This window comes from Pseudomonas sp. Leaf129 (assembly GCF_001423465.1).
GTDB classification, from domain to species: Bacteria; Pseudomonadota; Gammaproteobacteria; order Pseudomonadales; family Pseudomonadaceae; genus Aquipseudomonas; species Aquipseudomonas coleopterorum.
Genome location: NZ_LMOC01000006.1, coordinates 648,713 through 673,291 on the forward strand (window position 1 = coordinate 648,713; position 24,579 = coordinate 673,291).

Genomic DNA, 24,579 nt, shown 5'->3' on the forward strand with positions numbered 1-24,579 from the left:
TATGAACCATGCGTTGAACCAGCTGCAGCCCTACCCTTTCGAGAAGTTGCGTGCTTTGCTCAGTGGCGTAACCGCCGCCGCGGATAAGCGTGCGATCGCCCTGTCCATCGGTGAACCCAAGCACAGCTCGCCGGCCTTCGTGAAGCAGGCACTGGCCGACAACCTCGACCAGATGGCCGTGTACCCCACCACCCAGGGCATCCCGGCCCTGCGCGAAGCCATTGCGCAGTGGTGCGAGCGGCGCTTTCAGGTCCCGGCGGGTTGGCTCGATCCGGCGCGCCACGTACTGCCGGTCAATGGCACCCGTGAGGCGCTGTTCGCCTTCACCCAGACCGTTGCCCAGCGCGACATCGACGGGCTGGTGGTCAGCCCCAATCCGTTCTATCAGATCTACGAGGGCGCAGCGCTGCTGGCGGGCACCAAGCCGCACTACCTGCCCTGCCTGGACCAGAACGGCTTCAACCCGGATTTCGACGCGGTCTCGGCCGATGTCTGGCAGCGCTGCCAGATCCTGTTCCTGTGCTCGCCCGGCAACCCGACCGGTGCCCTGGTGCCGTTGGCGACCCTGAAGAAACTCATTGCCCTGGCCGACGAGTACGACTTCGTGATCGCCGCGGACGAGTGCTACAGCGAGCTGTACTTCGACGAAGACGCACCGCCGCCCGGTCTGCTGACGGCCTGCGCCGAGCTGGGTCGCAGTGATTTCAAGCGTTGCGTGGTGTTCCACAGCCTGTCCAAGCGCTCCAACCTGCCGGGCCTGCGCTCGGGTTTTGTGGCGGGCGATGCGGATATCCTCAAGGCATTCCTGCTGTACCGCACCTATCATGGCTGCGCCATGCCCGTACAAACTCAACTAGCCAGCATCGCCGCCTGGCAGGACGAAGCTCACGTACGGGCCAACCGCGATCTGTACCGGGAAAAATTCGATGCCGTGCTGGACATCCTGACGCCGGTACTGGACGTCAAGCGCCCCGACGGCAGCTTCTACCTTTGGGCCAAGGTGCCGATGGACGATGCCCAATTCTGCCGCGAGCTGTTCGAGCAGGAGCATGTCACGGTGGTGCCCGGATCCTACCTGTCCCGCGAAGTCGATGGACTCAACCCGGGTGCCGGACGCGTACGCATGGCGCTGGTCGCACCGTTGAGCGAGTGTGTCGAAGCCGCTCAGCGCATTCGCCAGTTTATCGAGCGTCGATAACACATAGCTACGCTTTTGCCGGGCGTTTGATCGCCATCATCGGTGGCTCTTTTTCAGGAGCCCTTGATGATGTGCGATCTACTGTTCTACAAACCCCTTCCTGCCTTCGACATCGAGGCTTCCCGCCGCGTGGCCCTGGCCGAGCGCCCGACCAATGCGTTGAGCGCCTCTTCCTCCGGACGTTCAAAACGCGCTCTGGGCCAGTTCTCGAAATTCTGGGCACCCGGCCGCACGTTGACCATCGGCTTTTTCAACGACACCCCACGTGAGCACCAAGCGGCCATCGAGAAAGTGTCACGGCAGTGGCTGTGCTGGGCCAACCTGAAGTTCGACTTCGTCGACAGCCCGTTCGCCGACATCCGCATCTATACCGGTGGCGAAGACAACTACAGCCAAGTCGGCACCGATGCGCTGCTGGCCAGCCCGATGGATGCGACCATGGCCCTGGGCATCAAGCCAGATGATCCAATGTTCGGGCGAACCGTGCTGCACGAGTTCGGTCACGTGCTGGGGCTGCTGCACGAACATCAACACCCCAACGCGGATATTCCGTGGGACGTCCCCAAGCTGTATGCGTATTTTGCAGCCAAGGGCATCGATCAGCAGACCGTCGACATCAACCTGCTGGACAAGATCGACAAGGCACTGGCCAAGGGCACGGCGTATGACCGTACCTCGATCATGCATTACTCGGTGCTGCAGGAGCAGACCGTGGGCGACTGGGAAGTGGGCATCAATCACACTTTGAGCCGCCGCGACCGCAAGTTCGTGCGGCGCATATATCCTGAGGTGGTCGCCTAGCGGGCCCGGCCGAGGCTGGCTTGATCGAGGTCGAACTCGACCAGCGCTTCGTTCATAGCCGCAGCGTTGGTCAAGTGCTGTCGGCGCACGACGTAGCGTGGAAGCTGTTCGTATTCCTGCTCCACCCACACCTGTTGGCGAGAGGTCCGCTCGAAATCGGACCACTCACCGATGACGAGGAAAATCACCTGGGGTATGAGCGCGATTGCCAGCATCAGGTTGAGGTCGACCAACCCCAACCCACCGAGCGCCGAGCCAACCACCACAGGTATGGCGCTACCAACGGCCGTCCACAGTTTGGATAATCTGCGCATGGGGTATGACCTCACATGGGTTACTGTATGTTTATACAGTAACCCAGTCTGGGCTGTGTGATCAATCCCTGAGAGGTTCCCGCTCGGCGGACCAATTGACGCCCAAGGCGTGCGGCCCATCCTGCGTGCTTTACAGGGTTCAGTCGGGTGCGCCGAACATGGCGGTCACTGCCTGTTCCCCCAACGCTGGGCCGACACTCATGCCGACCCCACTGTGCATCAGCGTTGCACTCAACCCCGGCGCGATGTCCAACCGCGAAAAGGGATTCGGTCCCTTGGCGCCATAGACACCTTGCCAGCGTTCCATGACTTGGATCTTGCAACCCAGGGTGTCCTCTGCGAGCGCCAGCATCCACTGGTCCACCTGCTCGGAGTTGAACGGTGAAGCGTCCGTGGCGTAATCATGGGAATCACCGATGATCAGATCCCCATACGGTGTGGGGCTGACCAGCAGGTGAATGCCGTGTTCTTCCAGATGAGGATAATTGCGTTGGATTTCGGCGCGCACGGCGGCGGCCTCAGGCAGATCTGCAAAGGCTGCGTAATGAACACAGCTCAGTCCGGTCAGTACAGAATGCTGAAGATCCAGATTTGAGTCGGGCCGCCCCCTCAGCATCTGCAAGCGGCACACCCTGGGATTCAGTGCCGCCATGGGCTCGGCCAGCAGCGTCAGATAGTCATGCCCTGAACACACCACCACCTGCCGACCGCGAAAGCTACCGGCAGTGCTCTGCAGGTGCCCAGGTTCGACTCCGCTGACCAAGGTCGAAAAATGAAACTCGACGCCCAGTTCGCGCTGCAGATAGCCGATCAGTTTCGGTATGGCCTCGCGGGAATACAGCTGCTGATCATCGAAGCCGTGCAAGGCAGCTCGATGATGGTTGAATCGACCGCCATACAAATCGCTTAGTTGTGCGCGGCTCAACAGTTCTACCCGATAATCGTGTTGCTGGGCTCGCCCGGCGCAAAAGGCGGCGAGCAGTGTTTCTTCCGCTTCGGTGCGCGCGAACAGCAACGAGCCATTGCGCTTGAGCTCGAAGCCTGCGGCTACGCTCCAATTGGCCCAGAGCCCGCGGCTGGCTTTGGCCAATTCGAGCATGACGCCGGGCGGTTGCCCGGTGACCAACGCTTGGCCGAAGTTGCGTACCGAGGCGCCCACGGGAGTGGCTGAACGCTCGAACACACGCACCTTCAGTCCTCGCCTGGCAGCCGCATAGGCGTGGGAAAGCCCGAGAATCCCCGCGCCTACCACCAGCAGGTCGCTTGCAAACCGATCCATTTCAACCTCCTCCCTATTGCTTGGCCGATTTACCGTCGTAGCGTTTGCGCCACTCGGCCAGAATGTTGTCGCGCTCTCTCGAGGCCCAGGCGAAGTCATTCTTGATCAGGCGCTGCTCATAGTCGGCCGGTAGCTCGGTGGGCGGCTTGGCCAAGCCTGCCTGGGCCAGCACTGCAAAGTTTTCCTGGTACAGCGCCATGCCCGCGGCACTCGCCGAGAAGTCAGCCAGACGCTTGGCAGCCTCGGGGTGAGCGGTGCCCTTGATCACGGCTGTTGCCTCGATCTCCCAGCCCAGGCCCTCTTTGGGCAGGATGATATCCAGCGGAGCCCCTTGGCGTTTGAGCTGTACTGCGGGGTACTCGAACGAAATACCGATAGGGAACTCGCCCGCTGCAGCCATCTTGCAAGGCTTGGAACCGGAGTGGACGTACTGACCGATGTTGCGATGCAAATCGTCCATGTAGGCCCAGCCCTGCGCTTCGCCAAAAGTCTGCAGCCAGGCGCTTACGTCCAGGAACCCGGTACCGGACGAGGCCGGGTTGGGCATCACGATCTTGCCGCGATAGACCGGGTTGGTCAGGTCTTGCCAACTGACAGGGCGCGGCAGGTTCTGCTTCTCGGCTTCGATGGTGTTGAAGCAAAGGGTGGCGGCCCAGACATCCATGCCGACCCACGCCGGCGGGTTGGCCGGATCACGGTACTGGGCGCCAATCTTGGGCAGATCCTTGGGCGCGTAGGCGTCGAGTAGGCCTTGTTGATCGAGGATGGCCAGACTCGAGGCTGCCAGCCCCCAAACGGCATCAGCTTGCGGACGGGCCTTTTCCGCGAGCAGCTTGGCCGTGATGATTCCGGTCGAGTCCCTCACCCATTTGATATCGATATCCGGGTTGGCTTTCTCGAAAGCTTTTTCGTAGGTCTGCAGTTGCTCGGCTTCCAGGGCGGTATACACCGTAAGTTCCGTGGCGGCCTGAACGTGGAGGCTGAAGCCTGCGAGCACTGCGGCAAGGGCGAGGGGCTTGAACATGAAGTGATCCTGAGAGGTTCGCGAAGAAGTTGTCGATCAGTCAGACGCTTGGTCATGGACTGCAGGGTGTTTCACCCCGGGTCATACGTAGGTTGATTTCATCGATGAGCGCTGGCAGATCAGCGATGGTGTCTGCCAAGTAATGCGGGCGTGCCGGGGTGAACAGCGCATCGATGCGCTGTCGATGCTGCTCGAGCTCGGAGGGGGTGAGCGCCTCGAAGGCCGGGTAATCCAGACCGAGGAAATTACCGGAGAAGCGCAGCCCGACCGTCCACATTCCGGCACTGCGGCCTTCGAGAATACCCGGCAGGGTGTCATCGACTTTCACACAGGCGGCGACGTCACCGATGCCCAGCGCGATCACATTGGCCAGCGCCTGAGCTGGGCCAGGTCGCCCAGTGAGCAGGTCATCGGCCGCGACCACATGATCGGGCCGATAGCCGGCCACGGCGGCCATGGCCACGACATGATCCATCACCTGCCGGGGATATCCCGAAGTGGTACCGATTTTAAGTCCGGTCTGGCGCAGGTGCTCGATTGCGGCGAGTGCCCCGGGAATGAGGGCGCTGTGCTTGCCGACATTGGCGATCTGCAACGGCATGAACCGCTCGTAGATGGCTGTCACGTCGGCATCGCTGGGTCGTCGCTCGAAACGCGCAGCGATCTGTGGCTGGTTGCACAGGCTGCGGATGTGGTCCCACTTGCCCATGCCCATGGGGCCACGGGCTTCTTCGAGGCTCAGCTCGATATCGAATGTGGCGAAGGCCTCGACAAAGATTCGAGTAGGCGCGAACGAGCCGAAATCGACGACGGTGCCAGCCCAGTCGAGAATGGCCGCCTGCAGCCGTATGGGGGATCGATAGTGCATCAGGGTCTCCGCAGATCAGTGGGATGGGGTGCTCTGGCGCCAGGCTTGTGAACGTCGCAACAGCCCTCGAGACGTCCAGGCGAGCAACAGTGAAACGGCCGCCGAGGTGAACAGAATCAGCGTCGACATGGCGGCTGCGCCGCCGACATTGCCTGCGTCGTCCATGTTGAGTACTGCCACGGCAGCGAGAATGCTGTCTGGCGAGTACAGGAAAATGGCTGCGGAAACGGTGGTCATCGCCGAGACGAACAAGTAACGGACGATGTCCAGCACTGCAGGTAGGCAAATCGGCAAGGTGACCCGCAGGTAGTGCCGATGCAAAGGGACCTTGAGCGAAAGCGCCGCCGCTTCGAACTCGGTGTCCAACTGGCGCAAGGCAGTGGTCGCGGTCATGTGCGCCGTGGTCAGGTAATGGGCAATGGTGCAGATCACCAGCAACGCCATGCTCCCGTATAGGCGGTGCAACGGGTTGTCGGGCAGATTGAAGAAAAAGACATAGCCAAGTCCGAGCACCAGCCCCGGCACGGCCATGGGTATGAAGGTGAGTATGCGCAGGGCCAGATCAAGGCCAGCCTGCCCACGGGTTTTCTCCATCAGATAGGCACCGGTGAAGATCAACGCGCTGCCGATCACCGCACTGCAGCTCGCCAGTACCAGGCTGTTGCGATAGGCCAGCCATCCACCGCCTGCGTTTTCATTGAACAGGTAGTGCTTGAGCGACAACGACAGGTTGTAGGGCCAGAACTTGACCAGAGAGGAAAACACCGCCATCCCCAATACGGCCAGCAGTGCTGTGCAGATGAGTACGACGATCACCAGATAACCGCCATCTCGCCATGTCGAAGGCTGTGGCATGAATACCTGCGCGCGGCCACTCATGAACGAACGTTGGCGCCGGCGCAACCAGGCATCCATGGAAAAGCTGATCAGCGCGGGCACCAGCAAGACCATACCGATGAGAGCTCCACGACCGAATTGTTGCTGCCCCACCACAGCCTTGTAGGCCTCGATGGCCAACACCTGATAGTCGCCACCGACAATCACCGGCACGCCGAAGTCGGTGATGGTCAGCGTGAAGACCAGGCAGAACGCGGCAAACACGGCTTGTCGAGAGGCGGGCCAGGTGATGCTGTGGAAAGACCGCCAGGCGCTTGCACCCATGCTCGATGCCGCGTCGAACAGACGCGCGTCACTCAGCGAGAGGGCCGAAAGCAGAATCATCAGCGCGTGGGGAAACGTGTAGATCACCTCGCCGATCACGATGCCCCAAAAACCATAGATATTGTCTGCAAAAAGGCCGCGCAGCAGTCCCTGGTTACCGAACAGGTAGATCAACGCAATGGCGGGCAGCATCGATGGCGCCAACAGCGGCAGCAGGGATATTGCGCGCCACAGGCCCTTGGCGGGAATCAACGTGCGTTGCAGCGCGTAGGCGAACACATAGGCCAGAGGCACCACAATGATCGCGACAGTCAAGGAGACACGCAGGCTGTTGCCCAGCAACCAATGGAAATGCTCGCTGGCCAGCAATTGCCGAGCTGCGGCAAATCCGCCGCCCTGCCCCATATCGTTGCTGAAGCCGCGCCAGAAGATCGCCAGCAGGGGCAGAAGCAGCGCCATCGCCAGAACGACGAGAAACAGTACTTTCCCGCCGAATACGAATAATCGGTCGGCCCAACCGGAGCGTTCGATCCGGCGGATCTGGACCCGGTCGCCAACCGGCATGTTCACGTCAAGCATATTAGGCAAACACCTGCAGGCTACTTGGAGGCAGGGCTACCTGGATATTGCGCGTCCCCGGAGATGGCAACTGACGCGCACTGATTTCGGCGGTCAGTGATTGACCCGGCAATGCGTCGAATTCGAAACTCACTCGGCATCTGTTGCCAAGGAAGGTCACGTCCCTCATCTGCGCAGCGAAAAGGTTTTCCTCCCCCTGCAGAGGATTCACGCAGATTGCCTCGGGACGACAAAAAAGTCGCCCAGCGGCGCGAGGCGCGACTCCACCGGCCAGTCGCAACTGCAGTGCCCCGACTTGCGCGTGACCGCTGCCATTGCCTTCGAAACTCAACCAGTTGCCCTGGCCAACAAAATTGGCCACGAATGGCGTCTGCGGATGTTCATAGATCGATTGCGGGCTGGCGTACTGCTCGATGCATCCCTGGTTCATCACCGCAATCCGATCAGCCATCAGCATGGCTTCTTCCTGATTGTGCGTGACCATCAACGTGGTGATGCCCAGGCGCTGCTGCAGGCTGCGCAACTCCATACACAGGTGTTCGCGCACCTGCGCATCAAGCGCCGACATGGGCTCATCCAGCAGCAGCAACGACGGTGCGGGTGCCAGTGCGCGAGCCAGTGCCACGCGCTGCTGCTGACCGCCGGACAGCTGGCCGGGATACTTCTTCTCGCTTCCGGTCAGCCCTACCAGCTCAAGCATGTCGCCAACCCGCTGACGAACGATGTCACGGGCGCTGCCGGTGAGCCCATAGCCGATGTTCTGCTCGACGTTGAGATTCGGAAACAAGGCATACGACTGGAACACAATGCCGTAGTCCCGGGCCTGGGGCGGTAGATTGGATACATCCCTGCCCCCCAGATAGATAGTGCCCCGGTTCTGGCGCTCCAATCCGGCGATGCATCGCAGCAAGGTGGTTTTGCCACACCCCGATGGCCCCAGCAGGCAGACCAGCTCGCCAGGCGAGACGGCCAATGACACATTATCCAATGCCTTGAAGGCGCCGAAGCTCTTCTGCAAGTCAGCGATCCGAACCTGTACGCTCGGGGAGGCTTCAGCGGTGGGAAGGGAACAGAGCATGGATGCACCTCATCAAATGGAGCACGAGCCGCGTGTGCAACGCGGCATTCGTGTCGATGAGGCAATGCTAGGGTGCTATTGCGACGGCGATGTGGCAGATAGCCAAAAGCTGGCGATAGTCATATCGGCAAATTTGTTAAGCATCTACCGCTCAAGACTGTCGCGAGCGACGTCGAGAAAGGCGGCGGGCAAACGTGCCTGCCTGCGATCCTTGAGGCAATACAGATACTCGGCGATCTGCGGCGCGCCCTCTACCGCGATGATTCGCAGATCCGGATTGACGGGTACCTCCTGGCGGGCAATGAGACTCACACCGATATTGCGCAGAACGGCCTCGCGAATGGATTCGCGGCTGCCGATTTCCAGTTCGATAACAGGGCGAACCTGATGGGTGGTCAAGAAGGTCTCGGTCAACGTTCGGGTGGTGGAACCGTGCTCACGCATCAACAGGCATTGTCCGGCCAGCGCGCTGGGCGGCACGCAATCATGCATGGCCAGCGGGTGCTGCTTGTGGACGGCCAGCACCAAGGGATCGGTGCCCAGCACCAGGTGCATCAAACGCGGATCCTCCAGCCATTGCGAGGACGCCGCCAGGTCTACTCGGTACTCTTCCAGCGCCTCGAGGACGTCCTGAGAGTTGCCTATTTCCACTGACACGTCGATGTGGGGCAAACGTTCGCGAAATGTCTTGACCAGATCGAGTATGTAATAAGGCGCTGTCGCACCTATTCTGAGTGCCCCCCTGCCCTGGCCGCAGTTTCGCAGGTGGAACTCGATATCGGCTTCATGCTGAAGCAGGACTTTCACCTTGGGCAACAGCCTAGCCCCCTCATCGCTGACGGTCAGACGACGCCCGCCTCGATAGAACAACTCGACCGCGTAGCGGCTTTCCAGCTGCCGAATCTGCGTAGTGACCGTCGGCTGGCTCAAGCCAAGCTTCTTGGCTGCCTGGGTGACACTACCCAAAAGGGCGACGGTGTAGAACGCCTTCAGCTCTGCACTCAGCATGATTCAACAGGCTCCTCAAGATCGCTGGCGTGGTTGCGGAACACCCACCGGCGCATTAATGGTTTAATCCGTACACCGGGGTGCCATCAGGGGCTTCATGACAACGGATCCGTCTTCATGCGCCTGTCAGGGGCATGTGGACGTCACCTCGAGCGCTGAAGCGGGCACCGTGTTTGTCGTCGAGATTCCCACAGGTGCCGTTGGGTTAGCTTCCTCCACAGACGCGCAGCGCTGATCATCCAGCGCGGCGCTCGTTCTGCGGGAGCTCTATTGGCGGCCCGCCGCAGAGCGCTTTCAAGCCCGCGGCCAAGGCTCAGCGCCCGTGGCCAAGGTTGGCCTCGCTCATGTCCAGCTCGGCCAGCACCTCGCGCACGGCATCGTCGCCGATCCGGCGTTCGCGGCGCATTTCATAGAGTGCCAGGCGCTGCGCGCGCAGTGCCTTGATCCGCAAGTGGCGTTCGAGCTGATCCATTTGCCGCGCCAGCGCCTGAGCCTCGGCAGAATCCTCGAATGCGTCCAACTGCTGGCGGTACTCGGACATGATCCGCGCCTTGAGCTCGGTCGCCAAGGCCGCCTGACTGGCGTCCTGCTCGGTGGCTTTTTGCGTCGGATCTTCCTCTTCGAGCGAGCGAATGGCCGACTCGGCGGTGTGGCGCCAGGCATCCCGCACTTCCTGGTGAGCGCCCTGATCATCACTGGTGGCCACGCCGCGCAGCAACAGCGGCAAGGCGATGCAGGCCACGACCAGCGACAACAGGATGACACCGGCCGCGATAAAGATGAGCAGGTCCCGCTGGGGGAAGTCCTGACCGGGTGCCATCAACAGCGGCACCGACATGACGCCCGCCAGGGTTACCGCGCCGCGCACACCGCCCAGGGTCAGCAGGGCGCAGGAGCGGGCATCGGGCAGCCGCGTGATGGTGGCCTTGCCGCGCAGGCGGCGTATCCACGTCATCGCGCGCCAAGTGCTTTGCACCCAGACGAAACGCAGCACCAGCAAGACGCCGAAGATCGCCAGCACCTCCAGACAGCGCCACGACAACGCAGGCCACAACGTCGGCTCGTGGCTCAGCACTGCCTTGACGATGTCCGGCAACTGCAAGCCGAGCAGGAGGAAGATCAAGCCGTTGAAGGCAAATTCCAGAAGCGCCCAGACGCTGCGGTTGAGGATGCGCGTGCGGGTCTGCCGGGGCAGCAGGTCCAGCCAGCTCTGCATCATGCCGGCAGCCACCGCGCTGAGGATGCCCGAGGCACCCAGGCGCTCGGCCAGCACATAGGCGGCAAACGGCAGCAACAGCATGAACACCACATGGGTCGCCGGATCGTCCCAGCCGCGCGCGATCATCCAGACCCGCAGGCGCCCCACCACCCAGCTCAGCAGCACGCCCAATGCCAGGCCGCCGACCGCCACCAGGACGAACGTGACACTAGCATCGGCCAGCGAGAACACGCCGGTGATCGCTGCCGCCAGGGCGAACTTGAAGGTCACCAGGCCCGAGGCATCGTTCATCAGCGCTTCGCCCTGAAGGATGCGCATCAGCGGGGTCGGCAAGCGGTCCTGGGCAATCGCCGACACCGCCACGGCGTCGGTCGGCGACAGTACCGCCGCCAGGGCGAAGGCCACCGGCAGCGGAATGTCGGGCAGCAGCCAGTGAATGAAGTATCCCGCCCCCAGTACCGTGAACAGTACCAAGCCCACCGCCAGCATCAGCACAGGGCCGCGGTAATGCCAGAGATCGCGCTTGGGAATGCGCCAACCATCGGAAAACAGCAGTGGCGGCAGGAACAGAAACAGGAACAGCTCGGGTTCCAGCGCAACGTGCAGGCCCAGGGTCGGCCAGGCGAGGATGGCCCCGGCGGCGATCTGCAGCAGTGGCAATGGCAAGGGAATGACGCGGGCGAACAACCGCGAAACGCCGACCAGCATCAACAGGATCAGCACGGTGTAGGCGGTTTGCATGGGGCAGGATTTCCTTTGAATCGACAGGCAGCAGCCATGGTAACGGTTTGCAACAGGTTTGGACGCGACCGGGATGTCGCAGTTCAGCAATCCCGTCAAGCCCAGTCCACGCAAGCATGGCGCTGTCACAGTCGATGCCGCATAATTCCCCGATTCGTTTTCGGGAGGCAGTGGGGCGCATTCGTAGCCCCTCCTAGATCAATGACGCATATTCTCTACGGCATCAAAGCCTGCGACACGATGAAGAAGGCCCGCACCTGGCTCGACGAGCACCAGGTGCAATACGCCTTCCATGACTACAAGACCGCTGGCATCGACCGCGAGCACCTGGCCCGCTGGTGCGACGAGCACGGCTGGCAGATCGTGCTGAACAAGGCCGGTACCACCTTCCGCAAGCTTGCCGACGAACAGAAGGCTGACATCGACCAGGCCCGTGCCATCGAGCTGATGCTCGCCCAGCCGTCGATGATCAAGCGCCCGGTGTTGCAGCTTGGCGACAAGACCGTGATCGGCTTCAAGCCCGACATCTACGCAGCGGCCCTTGCTTGACACGGGCCCGCACTCATTCTGCACGAGGTAATTCCATGTCCCATTCTCTGTTCAGCCTGGCCTTCGGCGTCGGCACGCAAAACCGTCAAGGCACCTGGCTGGAAGTGTTCTACGCCCAGCCCTTGACCAACCCGTCTGCCGCGCTGGTCGACGCCATTGCACCCCTGTTGAACTACACCGGCGGCAACCAGGCCATCACCTTCAGTAACACCCAGGCTTCGCAGCTGGCCGAGGCGCTCAAGCACGTCGACCCGGCCCAGGCTGCCCTGCTCACTCGCCTGGCCGAGAGCCACAAGCCACTGGTCGCGACCCTGCTGGCCGAAGACGCCGCGCTGACCTCCACGCCCGAGGCGTACCTGAAGCTGCACCTGCTGTCGCACCGTCTGGCCCAGCCGCACGGTCTGAACCTGGCCGGCATTTTCCCGTTGCTGCCCAATGTCGCCTGGACCAGCCAGGGCGCGGTCGATCTGGCCGAACTGGGCGAGCGTCAGCTGGAAGCGCGCCTAAAGGGCGAGTTGCTGGAAGTGTTCTCGGTGGACAAGTTCCCGAAGATGACCGACTACGTCGTGCCGGCCGGTGTGCGCATCGCCGACAGCGCGCGCGTGCGACTGGGCGCCTACATCGGCGAAGGCACCACCGTCATGCACGAGGGCTTCGTCAACTTCAACGCCGGCACCCAGGGCCCGGGCATGATCGAAGGCCGGGTTTCGGCCGGTGTGTTCGTCGGCAAGGGCTCGGACCTGGGCGGCGGCTGCTCGACCATGGGCACCCTGTCCGGTGGTGGCAACATCGTGATCAAGGTCGGTGAAGGCTGCCTGATCGGCGCCAATGCCGGTATCGGCATCCCGTTGGGCGACCGCAACACCGTCGAAGCCGGCCTGTACATCACGGCGGGCACCAAGGTGGCCCTGCTCGACGAGCAGAACCAACTGGTCAAGACCTTGAAGGCGCGCGACCTGGCGGGCCAGCCCGACCTGCTGTTCCGTCGCAATTCGGTCACCGGCGCCGTGGAGTGCAAGAGCCACAAGTCGGCCATCGAACTCAACGAAGCGCTGCACGCTCACAACTAAGTGGCGATATCGGGCCCGGCATCTCTGCCGGGCCTCTTGCCCGGGGTCTTCGACCATGTTCCACGCCTCCCCCTGGCGCTCTGACTTCCCAGCCATCGCCGCCTTGCAACACCAGCAGCAGACCTACCTGGACAGCGCTGCCACCACGCAGAAACCACACGCCCTGATCGACGCCATCGGCCAGTACTACGCGCAGGGTGCGGCCAATGTGCATCGCGCGCAGCATCTGCCTGGCTCCTTGGCCACGCGTGCGTTCGAAGCCAGCCGCGAGAAGGTCGCGCAGTGGCTCAATGCAAGCAGTGCGGAGCAGATCGTTTTCACCCACGGTGCAACCAGTGCCCTGAACCTGCTGGCGTATGGCCTGGCCGAGCAGTTTCAGCCAGGCGATGAACTGGTGATCAGCGCCGCCGAGCACCACGCCAACCTGCTGCCCTGGCAGCAACTGGCCAAGCGTCGTGGCCTGTCGTTGCGGGTTCTGCCACTGGAAGCCAGCGGCGTGGTTGATCTGCAAGCGGCCGCACAGATCATCGGCCCACGTACTCGGGTATTGGCAGTGAGTCAGTTGTCCAATGTGTTCGGTGCGTGGCAACCGCTACCGGAGCTGCTGACCCTGGCTCGGGCTCAGGGTGCGATCACGGTGGTGGATGGCGCCCAGGGCGTGGTGCACGGACGCCATGATGTGGAACACATGCAGTGCGACTTCTATGTGTTTTCCAGCCACAAACTGTACGGCCCGGACGGCGTCGGCGTGTTGTATGGACGCCGCGAGGCGTTGCAGAAGCTCGCGCACTGGCAGTTCGGCGGCGAGATGGTGCACCAGGCCGACTACCAGAGCGCCAGCTTTCATCCCGCGCCCTTGGGCCATGAGGCAGGCACACCGCCTATCGCCAGCGTCATCGGCCTGGGCGCGACTCTGGATTACCTGAGCGGCCTGGATGCGCAGGCGGTCGCCGAACACGAGGCAGCCCTGCATGCACAACTGCTGGCAGGGTTGCGCGCGCGCAGTGGCGTTCAACTGCTCGGCGCACCGCAGGTGGCGTTGGCCAGCTTTGTCGTGGAGGGCGTGCACAACGCCGACCTGGCGCACCTGTTGACCGATCAGGGCATCGCCGTGCGGGCTGGACATCACTGCGCCATGCCGCTGATGAAGCACCTGGGTTTGTCGGGCGCCATTCGTGTTTCCCTTGGCCTGTACAACGACTCAGGGGATTTGCAGCGGTTTTTCGACGCGTTGGACAAGTCGCTGGAGATACTCGTATGACGATGAGTCCACAGGCGCAAGAAGCACTGGAGGTGTTCACCCAGGCCGCCGGGTGGGAGCAACGCGCGCGGTTGCTGATGCAGTGGGGCGAACGCCTGGAACCGCTGAGCGACGAGCAGAAAGTGGAGGCCAATCGCGTGCACGGCTGTGAGAGCGTGGTGTGGCTGGTGGCGGAGCGGCAGGGCGAGCACTGGCACTTCAAGGCGGCCAGCGATGCCCGAATGATCCGCGGCTTGCTGGCGCTGCTGCTGGTGCGGGTTCAGGGGCTCGATTCCCAAGCGTTGCGTGAGTTGAATCTTAACGCCTGGTTCGAGCAACTGGGCCTGGGCCGCCAGCTGTCACCTTCGCGCAGCAATGGGCTGAACGCGGTATTGAAGCGGATGAGCGAACTGGCGTGAACCTGTTGGTCGGGTGAGCAGCCCTTCCCTCAGACTCCCGCCTTGACCCGGTCCGCCGGCCGCCGCACTCCGGCGACGATCTTGTCGACCGCCTTGGTCGCCGCCACCATGCCGAAAGTCGCCGTCACCATCATCACGGCGCCAAAGCCCCCCGCGCAGTCCAGTTTCACCCCGTCACCGACGAAACTCTTCTGCAGACAAATGCTGCCATCGGCCTTGGGATAGCGCAGCTGCTCGGTGGAGAACACGCAGGGTACGCTGTAGTGACGGGTGACCGTGCGCGAAAAGCCATAGTCGCGACGCAGTGTCGAGCGCACCTTGGACGCCAGCGGATCGTTGAACGTCCGGTTCAGGTCGCACACTTGAATCAGGGTCGGATCGATCTGCCCGCCGGCGCCGCCCGTGGTGATGATCTGGATCTTGCGCCGCTTGCACCAGGCGATCAGCGCGGCCTTGGCATTCACGCTGTCGATGCAGTCGATCACGCAATCGATGTTCGGCGTGATGTATTCAGCCATGGTGTCGCGGGTGACGAAATCAGCCACCGCGTGCACGGTACAACCGGGGTTGATGCCGCGCAGCCGCTCGGCCATCACCTCGACCTTGGGCTTGCCCACGGTGCTGTCGAGCGCATGCAACTGACGGTTGGCGTTGCTGACGCAGACGTCGTCCAGGTCGAACAGCGAGATCTCGCCCACCCCGGTGCGGGCAATCGCTTCCGCCGCCCAGGAGCCGACGCCGCCCACACCCACGATGGCCACGTGCGCATCACGCAGGCGCTGCATGCCCTCCAGACCATACAGGCGGGCAATACCGGCGAAACGGGGATCTTCTGTACTCATGGGGCGGCACCTCAAAAAACCGGCGCGCAGTATACATCACAGCCTGATGCAGGAGCGGTCATGGGATGCGCCGCCCTTTTCGCGGCCAAGCACCGCTCCTACGGACGAGGGAAACCGTTAATATAGTGCACGACCGTCATTATCCGAGGTGAACCCCATGAGTTCGTCCACACCCCACACCGCCAAGCTCGATCGCATTCTGGCCGATACCCAGCGCGAGCGCGAAAGCGGCTACCGCGACAAGGCCCTGCGCATGTACCCCCATGTATGCGGCCGTTGCGCCCGCGAGTTCGCCGGCAAGCGCCTGAGCGAGCTGACCGTGCACCACCGCGACCATAACCACGACAACAACCCCCAGGACGGCTCCAACTGGGAACTGCTGTGCCTGTACTGCCACGACAACGAGCACTCGCGCTACACCGACCAGCAGTACTACGCCGAAGGCTCGACCAGCAGCCCGACCATCGCCAAGGCGACCCACAACCCCTTCGCGGCCCTGGCCGGATTGATGAAAAAAGACTGAGCGAGCACGTGGCCAACAAACGGTACAGCTGCATCGGGTTGTTCAACCCCAAATCCCCGGAAAACGTCGGCTCGGTGATGCGCGCCGCCGGTTGCTACGGGGTCAATTCGGTGTTCTACACCGGCAAGCGCTACGAGCGTGCGCGGGATTTCGTCACCGACACCAAGCGGGTTCACTACGACATCCCGCTCATCGGCATCGACGACCTGCAGAAGATCATCCCCCTGGGCTGCACGCCCGTGGCCGTGGAACTGGTCGACGGCGCACGCCCGCTGCCCGAGTACACCCACCCGGACCGTGCCATCTACATTTTCGGCCCCGAAGACGGCAGCCTCGACCAGAGCGTGCGCGACTGGTGCGAAGACACCATCTACATTCCCACCAGCGGCTGCATGAACCTGGCGGCCACGGTCAACGTCGTGCTCTACGATCGACTGGCCAAGGGCAACAACACGCGTTCCGGGCCCAAATTCAAATAAGCCGATGGAACAGCGTGACGATTTGGCAGTCAGCTTGTTATCACTGCCCTATCAGGAGATTCACCATGAGCGACAGCAAAACCGTGGACGTCATCAAATCCGTTACTCAGCCCGACTACCATAACGTCAAGGGTTGGGAACGTGCCGGCTCGCTGCTGGTAGGCGTCGTCACGATCGGCAAGGGTCTGCGCCGCGGCGGGATCTTCGGCCTGATCCAGGTGGCCATCGGCGGCGCCGCCCTGGCACGCGGTTGGAGCGGTCACTGCGCAGCCAAGTCGCTGGCCGAAAAAGGTCGTAGCGATCTGGAAGAGATCCGCAGCAAGATCGAGCGCGCTGGCGAAGACCTGCTGAATCTGAAGAAGAATGCCGATTCGGCCACCGACACGGCGACCGTGACCGGTGAAGATCCGGCTGTGACCCCCAAGGTCTAAGCGTCCGGTATCAGGCGCATCCCTGCACGCTGCGGGGATGCGTTTCACCCGCGTGAATCGACCCTCGCCAAACGAGCCCTGCGCTCGATCAGCCCGCCCGAAAAATCAGATAGTCTTCCCAGTCGTCTTCATCGACATCTTTCTCGCTGACCATTTTTCCAGACTGCGAAATACGCTGTTTGTGCACCTGTTCGCGATCACCACAGACCAGATGATGCCACAGCGGCAAGTCCTGCCCCTGGCTGACCAGGCGGTAGCCGCAGGTAGGCGGCAGCCACTTGAACTGGTCGGCCTGGCCCGGCGTCAGCTGGATACAGTCAGGCACTTCGAGCTTGCGCCTTGGGTAATCGCTGCACTGGCAGGTCTTGAGGTCCAGCATCTTGCACGCCACGCGGGTGTAGTAGACGCTCTCGTCGTCTTCGTCCTCGAGCTTCTGCAGACAGCACAGGCCGCACCCGTCGCACAGCGACTCCCACTCGACCTGATCGAGTTGGTCGAGCGTCTTGCGCATCCAGAAGGGTTCGACGATGGCGGCCATGTTACCGAGTGTCCTGTACGAAATTGACGGTTCAGGCATGGGCGGTACCTGAAAGGGCCGCCAGTCTAGTGCGCTGCGGCGCGCGGGCCAAGCCTTGGCGACTATCGGTCAAGCTTCACTTGTCAGGCGCGATCGATTCGCAGTAGGTTTTGCCCCTGTCATCCATCACTCTCTCATTCAGGAATGCCATGAGCGCCAATCCCCGCATCGCCGACTACGCCATCCACGAGCAATTCATCAATCGCTGGTCGCCCCGTGCGTTCGAGCCGGTCGAGATCGAACAGGACACCCTGCTCAGCTTCTTCGAAGCCGCTCGCTGGGCCGCTTCGGCCTACAACTCGCAACCTTGGCGCTTTCTCTACGCGCGCCGTGGCACGCCGAACTGGGAGCGTTACCTGGGCCTGCTCAATGAATTCAACCGCTCCTGGGCGCAGCATTCGTCGGCGATCGTGATCATCGCCTCGAAGACCACCTTCACCGCACCCGGCGCGACCGAGGAATCGCCCGCGCTGTGGCACACCTTCGACACCGGTTCGGCTTGGGCTCACCTGGCGCTGCAAGCCAGCATCAGCGGCTGGCACACCCACGGCATGGCCGGTTTCGACCAGGACAAGACCCGTGAAGAGCTGAAAGTCCCCGCCGAATACGCGCTGCACGCCGCCGTGGCCATCGGCAAGCTGGGCGACAAGGCCACCCTGGCCGAATACCTGCAAGGCCGCGAGCTGCCGAGCCCGCGTCTGCCTCTGAGCCAACTGGTGGCCGAAGGCGACTTCACGCTGTGATCCGAAGGGTCGGCGCGCCATCCGCCGCCGACCCTGCTTCCCCATCTTCGCAACTCAATAGCCGCGAGCGAAATCCACTTCGCCGCGTTGCGGCTTGCCGTCCTGCCACGCCTGCAGGTTCTCGACGAACAGCTCAACCATGGCCGACGGCGAGGTCGGTGCTGCGCTGTGGCCGGTGAGCAGCAAGCCCCACGCGGTCCAGAAGGGATGCTTGACCGGCAACGGCTCCTGCCGACAGACGTCGATGACCGCACCGGCCAGGTGCCCTTCCTTGAGCGCTTCCACCAGATCCGCGTCCACCACCGCCACGCCGCGTCCGGCGTTGATGAACAGTGCTTCGGGCTTGAAACGCTTGAACATCGCCGCATCGAACAGATCGTGGGTCTGCGGGGTGTCGGGCAGCAGATTGATGACATAGTCGGCCTGCGCCACCAGTCGCCCGAGCTCGGCGAGCGGCGCCACTTCGGCGAAAGGCGCCAGCGTTCTTGCACTGCTCGCGACCCCATTGAGGGCGACACCGAAGGGTTGCAGGAAACTCGCCACCGCCTGGCCAATCTCGCCGACACCGACGATCAGCACGCTACGCCCGGCCAGGCTCGAGCCGGGACGCGGATCCCATTTGCGCTCGACCTGGCTGACCAGTCGCGCCAGCACCTCGCGTTCATGGCCGAGCATGTACGTCAGCATGTACTCGGCCATGACCTGACCGAAAATACCCACCGCACGGGTCAGGCGATAGCCGCGCGGCAAGCCTTCCTTCAATAGCGGCGTAATCCCCGCCCAGGTCGACTGCGCCCATTGCGGGGTCGCGCCGGTGCGCAACAGGTTGACGAACAGGTCCGGCTGGCCGAGCCACACCGGGCAGTCTGCCGCCAACCTCGCCAGTTCGGCCGGATCGCCGCTGGTCTGTACATTCAAATGAGGAGCAGCTGCGCCGAGCAACCTGGCGTAAACGGCGTAATCGTGTTCGGCGATCAGAACGCGGGTCATTGCGAAACCTTGGTCAAGACAGCTGGCCGACCCTGTTTCAGCAGGGCGGCAGCAGATAGGGATGATCAGATGGGGTCGTTGCGGCGCAGCAGTTCTTCGGGAAGATGCTCGATGTACTCGTCTTCGGCGGGCGGCATCTGCAGGTGGTAGCCCTGGGTGTCCAGGTGTTCCAGCACCAGATTGATATCTTCACGCGCCAGGGCGCGCTCGGGGCTCAATACCAGGTCGAAGGCGTGCACCGGCTTGCCGAACACCCCCAGCAGGCCTTCGGGCACGCGCTCCAACGCGTCGCTCTTGAGCACATAGAGGTACATTTCGTTCTTGCGCGGGCTGCGATAGATCGAGCAGATGCGTTTCATGACGGGTCTCCAGCGTTGGCCAGGCTGTCGAGCAGGGCCTGCCCCATGCGCTCGCGTCGCCATCCACGCAGCGAATCGGGCAATTGATAAGGGCCATCGGGGTAGCCGGTCTTGAGCAAGGCCTCAAGGGTTTTCTTGCGCAGCATCAGCTCGGGTGCCATGTTCAGGCGCTCCGCTTCGCGTTGGCCGATGGCGCGCAGTTGCTTGAGCACGGCCGAGCTTTCGATGGGCAAAGGCTCGGGCAGCGCCGCCGGCCACTGCTCAGGCGGAACGCTGGCACCGGTCTTGATCAACTCCAGAATCTGCTCGCCATCCTGGCGGACGGTACGCGGATGCATGTCTTCGATCTTGGCCAGGGTCTGCAGGTTGTCCGGTTGCAGCTTGGCCAATGGCCACAGCGACTGCTCACGCACGATGCGGTTGCGTGGCAGGTTGCGCGCACGGGCCTCGCGCTCGCGCCAGGCGCATAACTCGCGCAGCACCGCCAACTGTGCGCGCGACAACTTCCACGCCAGCTTGGCGTCACGGTACAGCTCGTCGGGGTTCACTTCGCGGCGCAGCTGGGCAACCAGTTCCGCGCCGTCTTCAAGGACCCAGGCGTACTTGTTCTCGGACAACTGCGGACGCAGCTTCTCGAATACTTCGGCCAGGTGCACGGCATCTTCGGCGGCATAGCTGACCTGGGTATCGGACAACGGTCGCTGCAGCCAATCCGAACGGGTCTCGCCCTTGGGCAGCTCGATGCCCAGCACTTCCTGAACCAGGCGCGAGTAACCCATGGAGAAACCAAGGTTGAGGTAGGCCGCCGCCAATTGGGTGTCGAACAGCGGGGCCGGCAGGCTGCCGGTCAGGCGCAACAAAACTTCCAGGTCTTCGCTGCAGGCGTGCAGCACCTTGATCACCGCAGGGTTTTCCAGCAGTTGAGTCAGCGGTTGCCATTGGGTGATCGACAAGGGGTCGATCAGAAAAGCGCTGGCGCCGTCGCCGATCTGCAGCAGTCCGGCGATCGGGTAGAAGGTGTCGACCCGCATGAATTCGGTGTCGAGGGCGACGTACGGCAGGCGCTGCCAGTGGGCGCAATGCTCAGCCAGGCTGGCATCGTCGCGAATCCAGTGAATATCGATGGCCACAAGCCTCTCCCACGAATAATGGCGCGCAGTATATATCGGCCCTGCTTCCACGGGGACATCCATCCGTGCCTGCGGTCGCCAATCCTGAGAGTACCTGTTGCGGGCACATGCATTGAACGATCCGCCCCTCGTTGTGGGTCGAACCTAGGCATGGGGTCGTTTTCGATGGCCCGCCATTCTATCCACACTGACCAGAGGTGTTGAGATGCCGGTAAAACACAACCTGTTCGCTGACCTGAAACTGAGCAAGGAAGAGGTCGAAACCCGCGCCAAGAGCGATGATCGACTCAGCCAGCTACTCACCGAATACCACGTCAGCGACGCCGACGTGGTCAAGGCCGAAGACCGCGCCGCGCCGGACGACGAGGTCAAGAAGCTCAAGGAAAAACGTCTGCTGATCAAGGACAAGATCGTCCAGCAGCTGGGCTAGTGCGAGCATGGGAGGCGGCGCAGGCGCGCCGCTTCCACAGTCCTCACAGCGCCGAGGATTCGCGCTTCAGGTCCGCATGGCGAAACGGTTTGGTCGCCCCGGACAAGGATGTGGCCACCTGATCGAGCCAATGCTCGGCGGTAAATTTTGGCGCACTGGCAGCGAGCACGATCAGCATCAACCCAGGCACCAGCGCAGCCAGCCCGAGACGCCGCAGGTTCCAACGTTCCAACACCAGAAGAAACGCGAACGCGGCACTCCCGCCGATCACCGCACCCATGATGGCCTCCGCCATCGGGTGGATCACATTGCCCACCAGCGTTGCCGCGAACCAGACCCCAAAGCCAAGACCCGCCAGCGCCGCTGGCCATCGCATCCGTCGGTGGATCTGCCGCGCGAGCACACTCGCCAGCACCGGCATCATCAAACACGCATTCATCGCATGGCCACTGAACACGGCAATGTTCAACGACGGCAGGCCGATGCCCCAGCCCTTGAACAGAATCTTGCTGGCGCCGACCAGGGCGTAGGCGCACAGCACCGTCAGCAACCACACGGCACATGCGGCGCGGGCGCAGCTGAACCACAACCAACCGGCAATCACCAGCGCAATGGGGAACATCACGGTGATAGCACCGTACTCCAACAACATGCATCACTCCTTCACAATCGAACCAACTGCGCCGGTCGTGTAGATCCGGCGCGACATCAAGGCGTCTTGTTGAGCGTTATACGCGAGATATCGTGGACCGCGATGTACTTCTTGGCATTCTTCGACACACGCACGCATCCAAACACCAGCACGTAGGCACCGGCCAGGTCCTCGAGGTCGTGAATGGGAAAGCGCTGGGTGAAATCATCGGCCAGCGAACTGTCGACCACCACGCTCAAGTCCTGCCGCCCGCCGGTGTTGAGCCACAGGCTCGGCGGCTGATCGCCCGACTGCGCCGCATCGGAGATCAAGCCCCAATAACCGCGCATGCGCTCCAGCTCATCACACTCGGCATGGGCGAACGGCACGAAGAAATCGCGGACCTTGAACAGCCCGCTTTCCACCGAGATCAACTGCTCCGAACGACGAAAGTCCTCACTCAGGATCAGGTTCTTCAGCAACGTGCTCAAGCGCCGATGACGGGTCTGGGTTCTTTGTGCGGCATGCCCGCCACTCTGCCGGCCTGCGCCATAGGTGGCCTCTGCGCCCTCCTCCACGGCGTGATGATGCAACGGTGCGCCAAAGGCAAAGTCCACCTCGATGCGTTCGCCCCGGTTGACCACATCGTCCTGCTCCAGCGTGTCACCGCGGTACGACGCACTCTGCGGCCCGCCCATGTCGCAGAACTCGGCATGGGGCCGGGCACCGAAGCAGGAGGCCTGTCCACTGCGCGCCGCCTTGCGATAGAACCCTGGCCCCATGCAACGCGGACACAACAGATTGCGCCGCATGACACCAATGCACTTGGGGCTCAGCGCCTCGAATCCGGCGATGTCGTAAACGGTGTTGTTGATGGTGCACAAGGCGACGTCCATGCAGCTCTCCGGCTCGGGTCTCAGGTAGGGATGCGGGAGGTTGGCAGTGGACGGGGTGGGATGATAGGCGAAGGGGGGATTTTCAGATTTTTCTTACAGGGTTTCTGCTGCGCAGCTTTTTTGGCGAAAGCACGGGTTAGCGAGCCGGAACGCAACGGCTCACTTTGCCCATAGATACGGGGGGGCAGACACTCGGGCCGGAGGTTTGCCAGGTCGTTTTTCAGGCCTTGGCAATTTCTGGCGTCAGCAGCCATTCGGCACTGTCATTCCAGACGTTCATGCGGACTATCTTGCCATTACGCACCTCGAATCGATCCAGGTAACGGTTGCCCGAGAAACTGCGGCCATCAGCCCATTCGCCATAAAGCGTTCCGTTTGAATACACCACGGTGTGATCACCACGGTCCATCCAGTCGAAATTACCCATGGCTTTCTTGACCCACGCGTAACGTGAACCGTTGAACGCAGTGATTGCCCGGGGATCGGGCATCACCCGTCCGCCGGTAAAGGTGATCTGCACATCCTCACTCATGAACGTCGCGGCGCGGACCGGATCCGGAGCCATCGAGGCTTCGAGGAAACTGCTAACAATCTGTACGTCTTTGTTCATCTCGATCATCGTCATAACTCCTGAATCAAGGTAAGTCCGCTGATGGCGGATGCATCCGCTTGGTGCGAAACGCTTTATTTTGGCGCGCAGACCGCGGTATTCACGGACATATCAGCCATTTTTGTGGATCCAGCGACTGGCATCCTACTTGCTAGCAATAAATATGCAAATGCTAGCAATCAGGAGAGTAAACCATGGCCACCTGGCTTCCAAACCTGCAACGTCTGCTGTTCCCCGTGGCTGCGGCAGCCACGCTCAACCTGGCGATGATCCAAGGCGCGCAAGCGGTCGAACCGCCGATCAAAGTCGGTTTGGTAGCCGCCCTTTCGGGCCAATCGGCCAAGTCCGGGGAAGCCCTGACCCGCGGCCTCACCATGGCCATCAATGAGGTCAATGCCAGCGGCGGCGTGCTTGGCCGTCAGTTGGAGCTGGTGCGTCGAGATGATGAAAGCAACCCGTCCAAGGGGATGCTCGCCGCGCGCGAACTGGTCCAGCGCGAGAAGGTCACCGTGCTGTTCGGCGGCTTGGACACGCCGGTCTCTCTGGCTATCGTGCCGCTGGCCAATCAGCTGAAAGTACCGTTCATGGGCATCTGGGCCGCGGGTACGAAAATCACCGAAAACGGTGCGGCAGACAACTACGTGTTCCGGGTCTCTGCCGTCGATGAGCTGGTGGACGAGGCCCTGGTGCAATACGGGGTCGACAACGGCATGAAAAAGCCGGGCATGATCCTCATCAATAATCCCTGGGGGGAATCCAACGAGGCAGGTTTCAAGCGCGCCCTGGAAAAACGCAGCCTGGCCAATGCCGGTGTCGAGCGCATTCAGGACAGCGACCTGGACGTGGTTCCGCAACTGACTCGCCTGAAAAACGCCGGTGCGGACACTCTGCTGATGGTGGGCAACGTGGGTCCTTCGGCACAGGTGGTCAAATCCCTGGACCGCATGGGCTGGGACGTGCCTGTGGTTTCTCACTGGGGGCCGGCGGGTGGTCGTTTCGGCGAACTGGCGGGGCCGAACGCGTCCAAGGTCCATTTCATTCAGACCTACGTGTTCACGGAACACAACGGTGCCAAGGGCGATGCATTGCTGGCCGCATTGAAGACGGCCTACCCGCAGATCAAGACCGTGGCCGACGTCACCCCGGCAGTCGGCATCGCCAATGCGTACGACGCGCTGCATCTCGCCGCTCAAGCCATCGAAAAGGCCGGCACCACGCAGGGCCCTGCCGTGCGCGACGGTTTCTACGCAGTCACGGACTATGACGGCTTGATCAAGCACTACAAGCAGCCGTTCAGCCCATCCAAGCATGATGCCCTGGGCCCTGACGACTATATCTTCACCCACTTCGTCAACGACCAGATCGTACCGCTCAAGCCTCAGGAGTAAGC

At 62.2% G+C, this 24,579-nt stretch carries 28 protein-coding genes; 12 read left to right on the forward strand and 16 right to left on the reverse strand.

From position 1 onward, the window contains the following. Window position 1 precedes the first annotated feature (1 nt). Window positions 2-1,198 (forward strand): succinyldiaminopimelate transaminase, encoded by a 1,197-nt coding sequence (gene dapC / locus ASF66_RS11015; protein WP_056843855.1) that lies wholly within the window; start codon window positions 2-4, stop codon window positions 1,196-1,198. 66 nt (window positions 1,199-1,264) lie between these two features. After that, the gene (locus ASF66_RS11020) at window positions 1,265-1,999 is read left to right on the forward strand and encodes a M12 family metallopeptidase (RefSeq protein ID WP_056843856.1); all 735 of its coding nucleotides are present in this window, start codon (window positions 1,265-1,267) and stop codon (window positions 1,997-1,999) included. Here the strand turns inward: ASF66_RS11020 and ASF66_RS11025 are convergent. From ASF66_RS11025 to ASF66_RS11060, 8 genes are all read right to left on the reverse strand, one after another. Next, window positions 1,996-2,313: a hypothetical protein gene (locus ASF66_RS11025; RefSeq protein ID WP_056843857.1), complete on the reverse strand. Its 318-nt coding sequence runs from the start codon at window positions 2,311-2,313 to the stop codon at window positions 1,996-1,998. The two genes, ASF66_RS11020 and ASF66_RS11025, sit on opposite strands and share 4 nt — an antisense overlap. 139 nt (window positions 2,314-2,452) lie before the next feature. Beyond that, window positions 2,453-3,592, reverse strand: a complete 1,140-nt coding sequence (locus ASF66_RS11030; protein ID WP_056843858.1) for a TIGR03364 family FAD-dependent oxidoreductase — start codon at window positions 3,590-3,592, stop codon at window positions 2,453-2,455. A gap of 13 nt (window positions 3,593-3,605) precedes the next feature. After that, window positions 3,606-4,616, reverse strand: coding sequence for a putative 2-aminoethylphosphonate ABC transporter substrate-binding protein (locus ASF66_RS11035; protein WP_056843859.1), 1,011 nt, complete (start codon window positions 4,614-4,616; stop codon window positions 3,606-3,608). 52 nt (window positions 4,617-4,668) lie between these two features. Further along, complete coding sequence (gene phnX, locus ASF66_RS11040) at window positions 4,669-5,484, reverse strand: phosphonoacetaldehyde hydrolase (protein ID WP_056843860.1); 816 nt, start codon at window positions 5,482-5,484, stop codon at window positions 4,669-4,671. 15 nt (window positions 5,485-5,499) lie between these two features. Next, the gene (locus ASF66_RS11045) at window positions 5,500-7,209 is read right to left on the reverse strand and encodes a putative 2-aminoethylphosphonate ABC transporter permease subunit (protein WP_442962769.1); all 1,710 of its coding nucleotides are present in this window, start codon (window positions 7,207-7,209) and stop codon (window positions 5,500-5,502) included. A 16-nt stretch (window positions 7,210-7,225) separates the two neighbouring features. Beyond that, window positions 7,226-8,302, reverse strand: coding sequence for a putative 2-aminoethylphosphonate ABC transporter ATP-binding protein (locus ASF66_RS11050; RefSeq protein WP_049862300.1), 1,077 nt, complete (start codon window positions 8,300-8,302; stop codon window positions 7,226-7,228). Between the two features lie 144 nt (window positions 8,303-8,446). Next, window positions 8,447-9,310 carry a LysR substrate-binding domain-containing protein gene (locus ASF66_RS11055; protein WP_056843862.1) on the reverse strand — a complete coding sequence of 288 codons (864 nt, stop codon included), beginning with the start codon at window positions 9,308-9,310 and terminating at the stop codon, window positions 8,447-8,449. A gap of 313 nt (window positions 9,311-9,623) precedes the next feature. Continuing rightward, window positions 9,624-11,270 carry a Na+/H+ antiporter gene (locus tag ASF66_RS11060; protein WP_056843863.1) on the reverse strand — a complete coding sequence of 549 codons (1,647 nt, stop codon included), beginning with the start codon at window positions 11,268-11,270 and terminating at the stop codon, window positions 9,624-9,626. A 201-nt stretch (window positions 11,271-11,471) separates the two neighbouring features. On the opposite strand from ASF66_RS11060, the gene ASF66_RS11065 reads away from it, so the two are divergent. Genes ASF66_RS11065 through ASF66_RS11080 form a run of 4 tightly spaced genes read left to right on the forward strand, consistent with a single transcriptional unit; the run spans window position 11,472 to window position 14,548 of the window. Beyond that, the gene (locus tag ASF66_RS11065; RefSeq protein WP_056843864.1) at window positions 11,472-11,819 is read left to right on the forward strand and encodes an ArsC family reductase; all 348 of its coding nucleotides are present in this window, start codon (window positions 11,472-11,474) and stop codon (window positions 11,817-11,819) included. Between the two features lie 35 nt (window positions 11,820-11,854). After that, window positions 11,855-12,889 carry a 2,3,4,5-tetrahydropyridine-2,6-dicarboxylate N-succinyltransferase gene (gene dapD, locus ASF66_RS11070; protein ID WP_056843865.1) on the forward strand — a complete coding sequence of 345 codons (1,035 nt, stop codon included), beginning with the start codon at window positions 11,855-11,857 and terminating at the stop codon, window positions 12,887-12,889. 55 nt (window positions 12,890-12,944) lie between these two features. Then, window positions 12,945-14,150 carry an aminotransferase class V-fold PLP-dependent enzyme gene (locus ASF66_RS11075; RefSeq protein ID WP_056843866.1) on the forward strand — a complete coding sequence of 402 codons (1,206 nt, stop codon included), beginning with the start codon at window positions 12,945-12,947 and terminating at the stop codon, window positions 14,148-14,150. Continuing rightward, window positions 14,147-14,548, forward strand: a complete 402-nt coding sequence (locus tag ASF66_RS11080; protein ID WP_056843867.1) for a SufE family protein — start codon at window positions 14,147-14,149, stop codon at window positions 14,546-14,548. The genes ASF66_RS11075 and ASF66_RS11080 overlap by 4 nt, the downstream gene beginning before the upstream one ends. A 29-nt stretch (window positions 14,549-14,577) precedes the next feature. On the opposite strand, the gene tcdA is transcribed toward ASF66_RS11080, so the two are convergent. Then, window positions 14,578-15,390 (reverse strand): tRNA cyclic N6-threonylcarbamoyladenosine(37) synthase TcdA, encoded by an 813-nt coding sequence (gene tcdA / locus ASF66_RS11085; RefSeq protein ID WP_056843868.1) that lies wholly within the window; start codon window positions 15,388-15,390, stop codon window positions 14,578-14,580. A 157-nt stretch (window positions 15,391-15,547) separates the two neighbouring features. Here tcdA and ASF66_RS11090 point away from each other — a divergent pair, with 157 nt between their 5' ends. From ASF66_RS11090 to ASF66_RS11100, 3 genes are all read left to right on the forward strand, one after another. Next, entirely contained in the window at window positions 15,548-15,913 is a 366-nt protein-coding gene (locus ASF66_RS11090) for a YajD family HNH nuclease (RefSeq protein ID WP_056843869.1), read from the forward strand. A gap of 8 nt (window positions 15,914-15,921) precedes the next feature. After that, window positions 15,922-16,392: an RNA methyltransferase gene (locus ASF66_RS11095; RefSeq protein ID WP_056843870.1), complete on the forward strand. Its 471-nt coding sequence runs from the start codon at window positions 15,922-15,924 to the stop codon at window positions 16,390-16,392. 65 nt (window positions 16,393-16,457) lie between these two features. Beyond that, window positions 16,458-16,823, forward strand: coding sequence for a YgaP family membrane protein (locus tag ASF66_RS11100; protein ID WP_049862311.1), 366 nt, complete (start codon window positions 16,458-16,460; stop codon window positions 16,821-16,823). An 88-nt stretch (window positions 16,824-16,911) separates the two neighbouring features. Here the strand turns inward: ASF66_RS11100 and ASF66_RS11105 are convergent, their stop codons facing one another. Continuing rightward, window positions 16,912-17,361, reverse strand: a complete 450-nt coding sequence (locus tag ASF66_RS11105; RefSeq protein ID WP_056843871.1) for a YcgN family cysteine cluster protein — start codon at window positions 17,359-17,361, stop codon at window positions 16,912-16,914. A gap of 188 nt (window positions 17,362-17,549) precedes the next feature. Here ASF66_RS11105 and ASF66_RS11110 point away from each other — a divergent pair, with 188 nt between their 5' ends. Beyond that, entirely contained in the window at window positions 17,550-18,143 is a 594-nt protein-coding gene (locus tag ASF66_RS11110) for a nitroreductase family protein (RefSeq protein WP_043185056.1), read from the forward strand. Between the two features lie 54 nt (window positions 18,144-18,197). Here ASF66_RS11110 and ASF66_RS11115 read toward each other — a convergent pair whose 3' ends face one another. The 3 genes from ASF66_RS11115 to rnd all read right to left on the reverse strand — a co-directional run bounded on the left by ASF66_RS11115 (window position 18,198) and on the right by rnd (window position 20,622). Continuing rightward, window positions 18,198-19,133: a D-2-hydroxyacid dehydrogenase gene (locus ASF66_RS11115; RefSeq protein ID WP_056843872.1), complete on the reverse strand. Its 936-nt coding sequence runs from the start codon at window positions 19,131-19,133 to the stop codon at window positions 18,198-18,200. A gap of 65 nt (window positions 19,134-19,198) precedes the next feature. After that, window positions 19,199-19,492: a YcgL domain-containing protein gene (locus tag ASF66_RS11120; RefSeq protein ID WP_049862315.1), complete on the reverse strand. Its 294-nt coding sequence runs from the start codon at window positions 19,490-19,492 to the stop codon at window positions 19,199-19,201. Further along, window positions 19,489-20,622, reverse strand: coding sequence for a ribonuclease D (gene rnd / locus ASF66_RS11125; RefSeq protein ID WP_056843873.1), 1,134 nt, complete (start codon window positions 20,620-20,622; stop codon window positions 19,489-19,491). Before rnd ends, ASF66_RS11120 begins: the two co-directional genes overlap by 4 nt. 205 nt (window positions 20,623-20,827) lie before the next feature. Between rnd and ASF66_RS11130 the strand changes: the two genes are divergently transcribed. Continuing rightward, window positions 20,828-21,052, forward strand: coding sequence for a DUF465 domain-containing protein (locus ASF66_RS11130; protein ID WP_049862317.1), 225 nt, complete (start codon window positions 20,828-20,830; stop codon window positions 21,050-21,052). A 43-nt stretch (window positions 21,053-21,095) separates the two neighbouring features. Here the strand turns inward: ASF66_RS11130 and ASF66_RS11135 are convergent, their stop codons facing one another. From ASF66_RS11135 to ASF66_RS11145, 3 genes are all read right to left on the reverse strand, one after another. Next, a complete protein-coding gene (locus ASF66_RS11135; RefSeq protein WP_236707092.1) occupies window positions 21,096-21,704 on the reverse strand; it encodes a hypothetical protein in 609 nt (202 codons plus the stop codon). A 56-nt stretch (window positions 21,705-21,760) separates the two neighbouring features. Continuing rightward, window positions 21,761-22,579, reverse strand: coding sequence for a hypothetical protein (locus ASF66_RS11140; protein WP_056843874.1), 819 nt, complete (start codon window positions 22,577-22,579; stop codon window positions 21,761-21,763). Between the two features lie 220 nt (window positions 22,580-22,799). Beyond that, on the reverse strand, window positions 22,800-23,198 hold the full coding sequence (locus ASF66_RS11145) for a nuclear transport factor 2 family protein (RefSeq protein ID WP_056843875.1): 399 nt from the start codon (window positions 23,196-23,198) through the stop codon (window positions 22,800-22,802). A gap of 185 nt (window positions 23,199-23,383) precedes the next feature. Here ASF66_RS11145 and ASF66_RS11150 point away from each other — a divergent pair, with 185 nt between their 5' ends. Next, window positions 23,384-24,577, forward strand: a complete 1,194-nt coding sequence (locus ASF66_RS11150; protein WP_056843876.1) for an ABC transporter substrate-binding protein — start codon at window positions 23,384-23,386, stop codon at window positions 24,575-24,577. Window positions 24,578-24,579 lie beyond the last annotated feature (2 nt).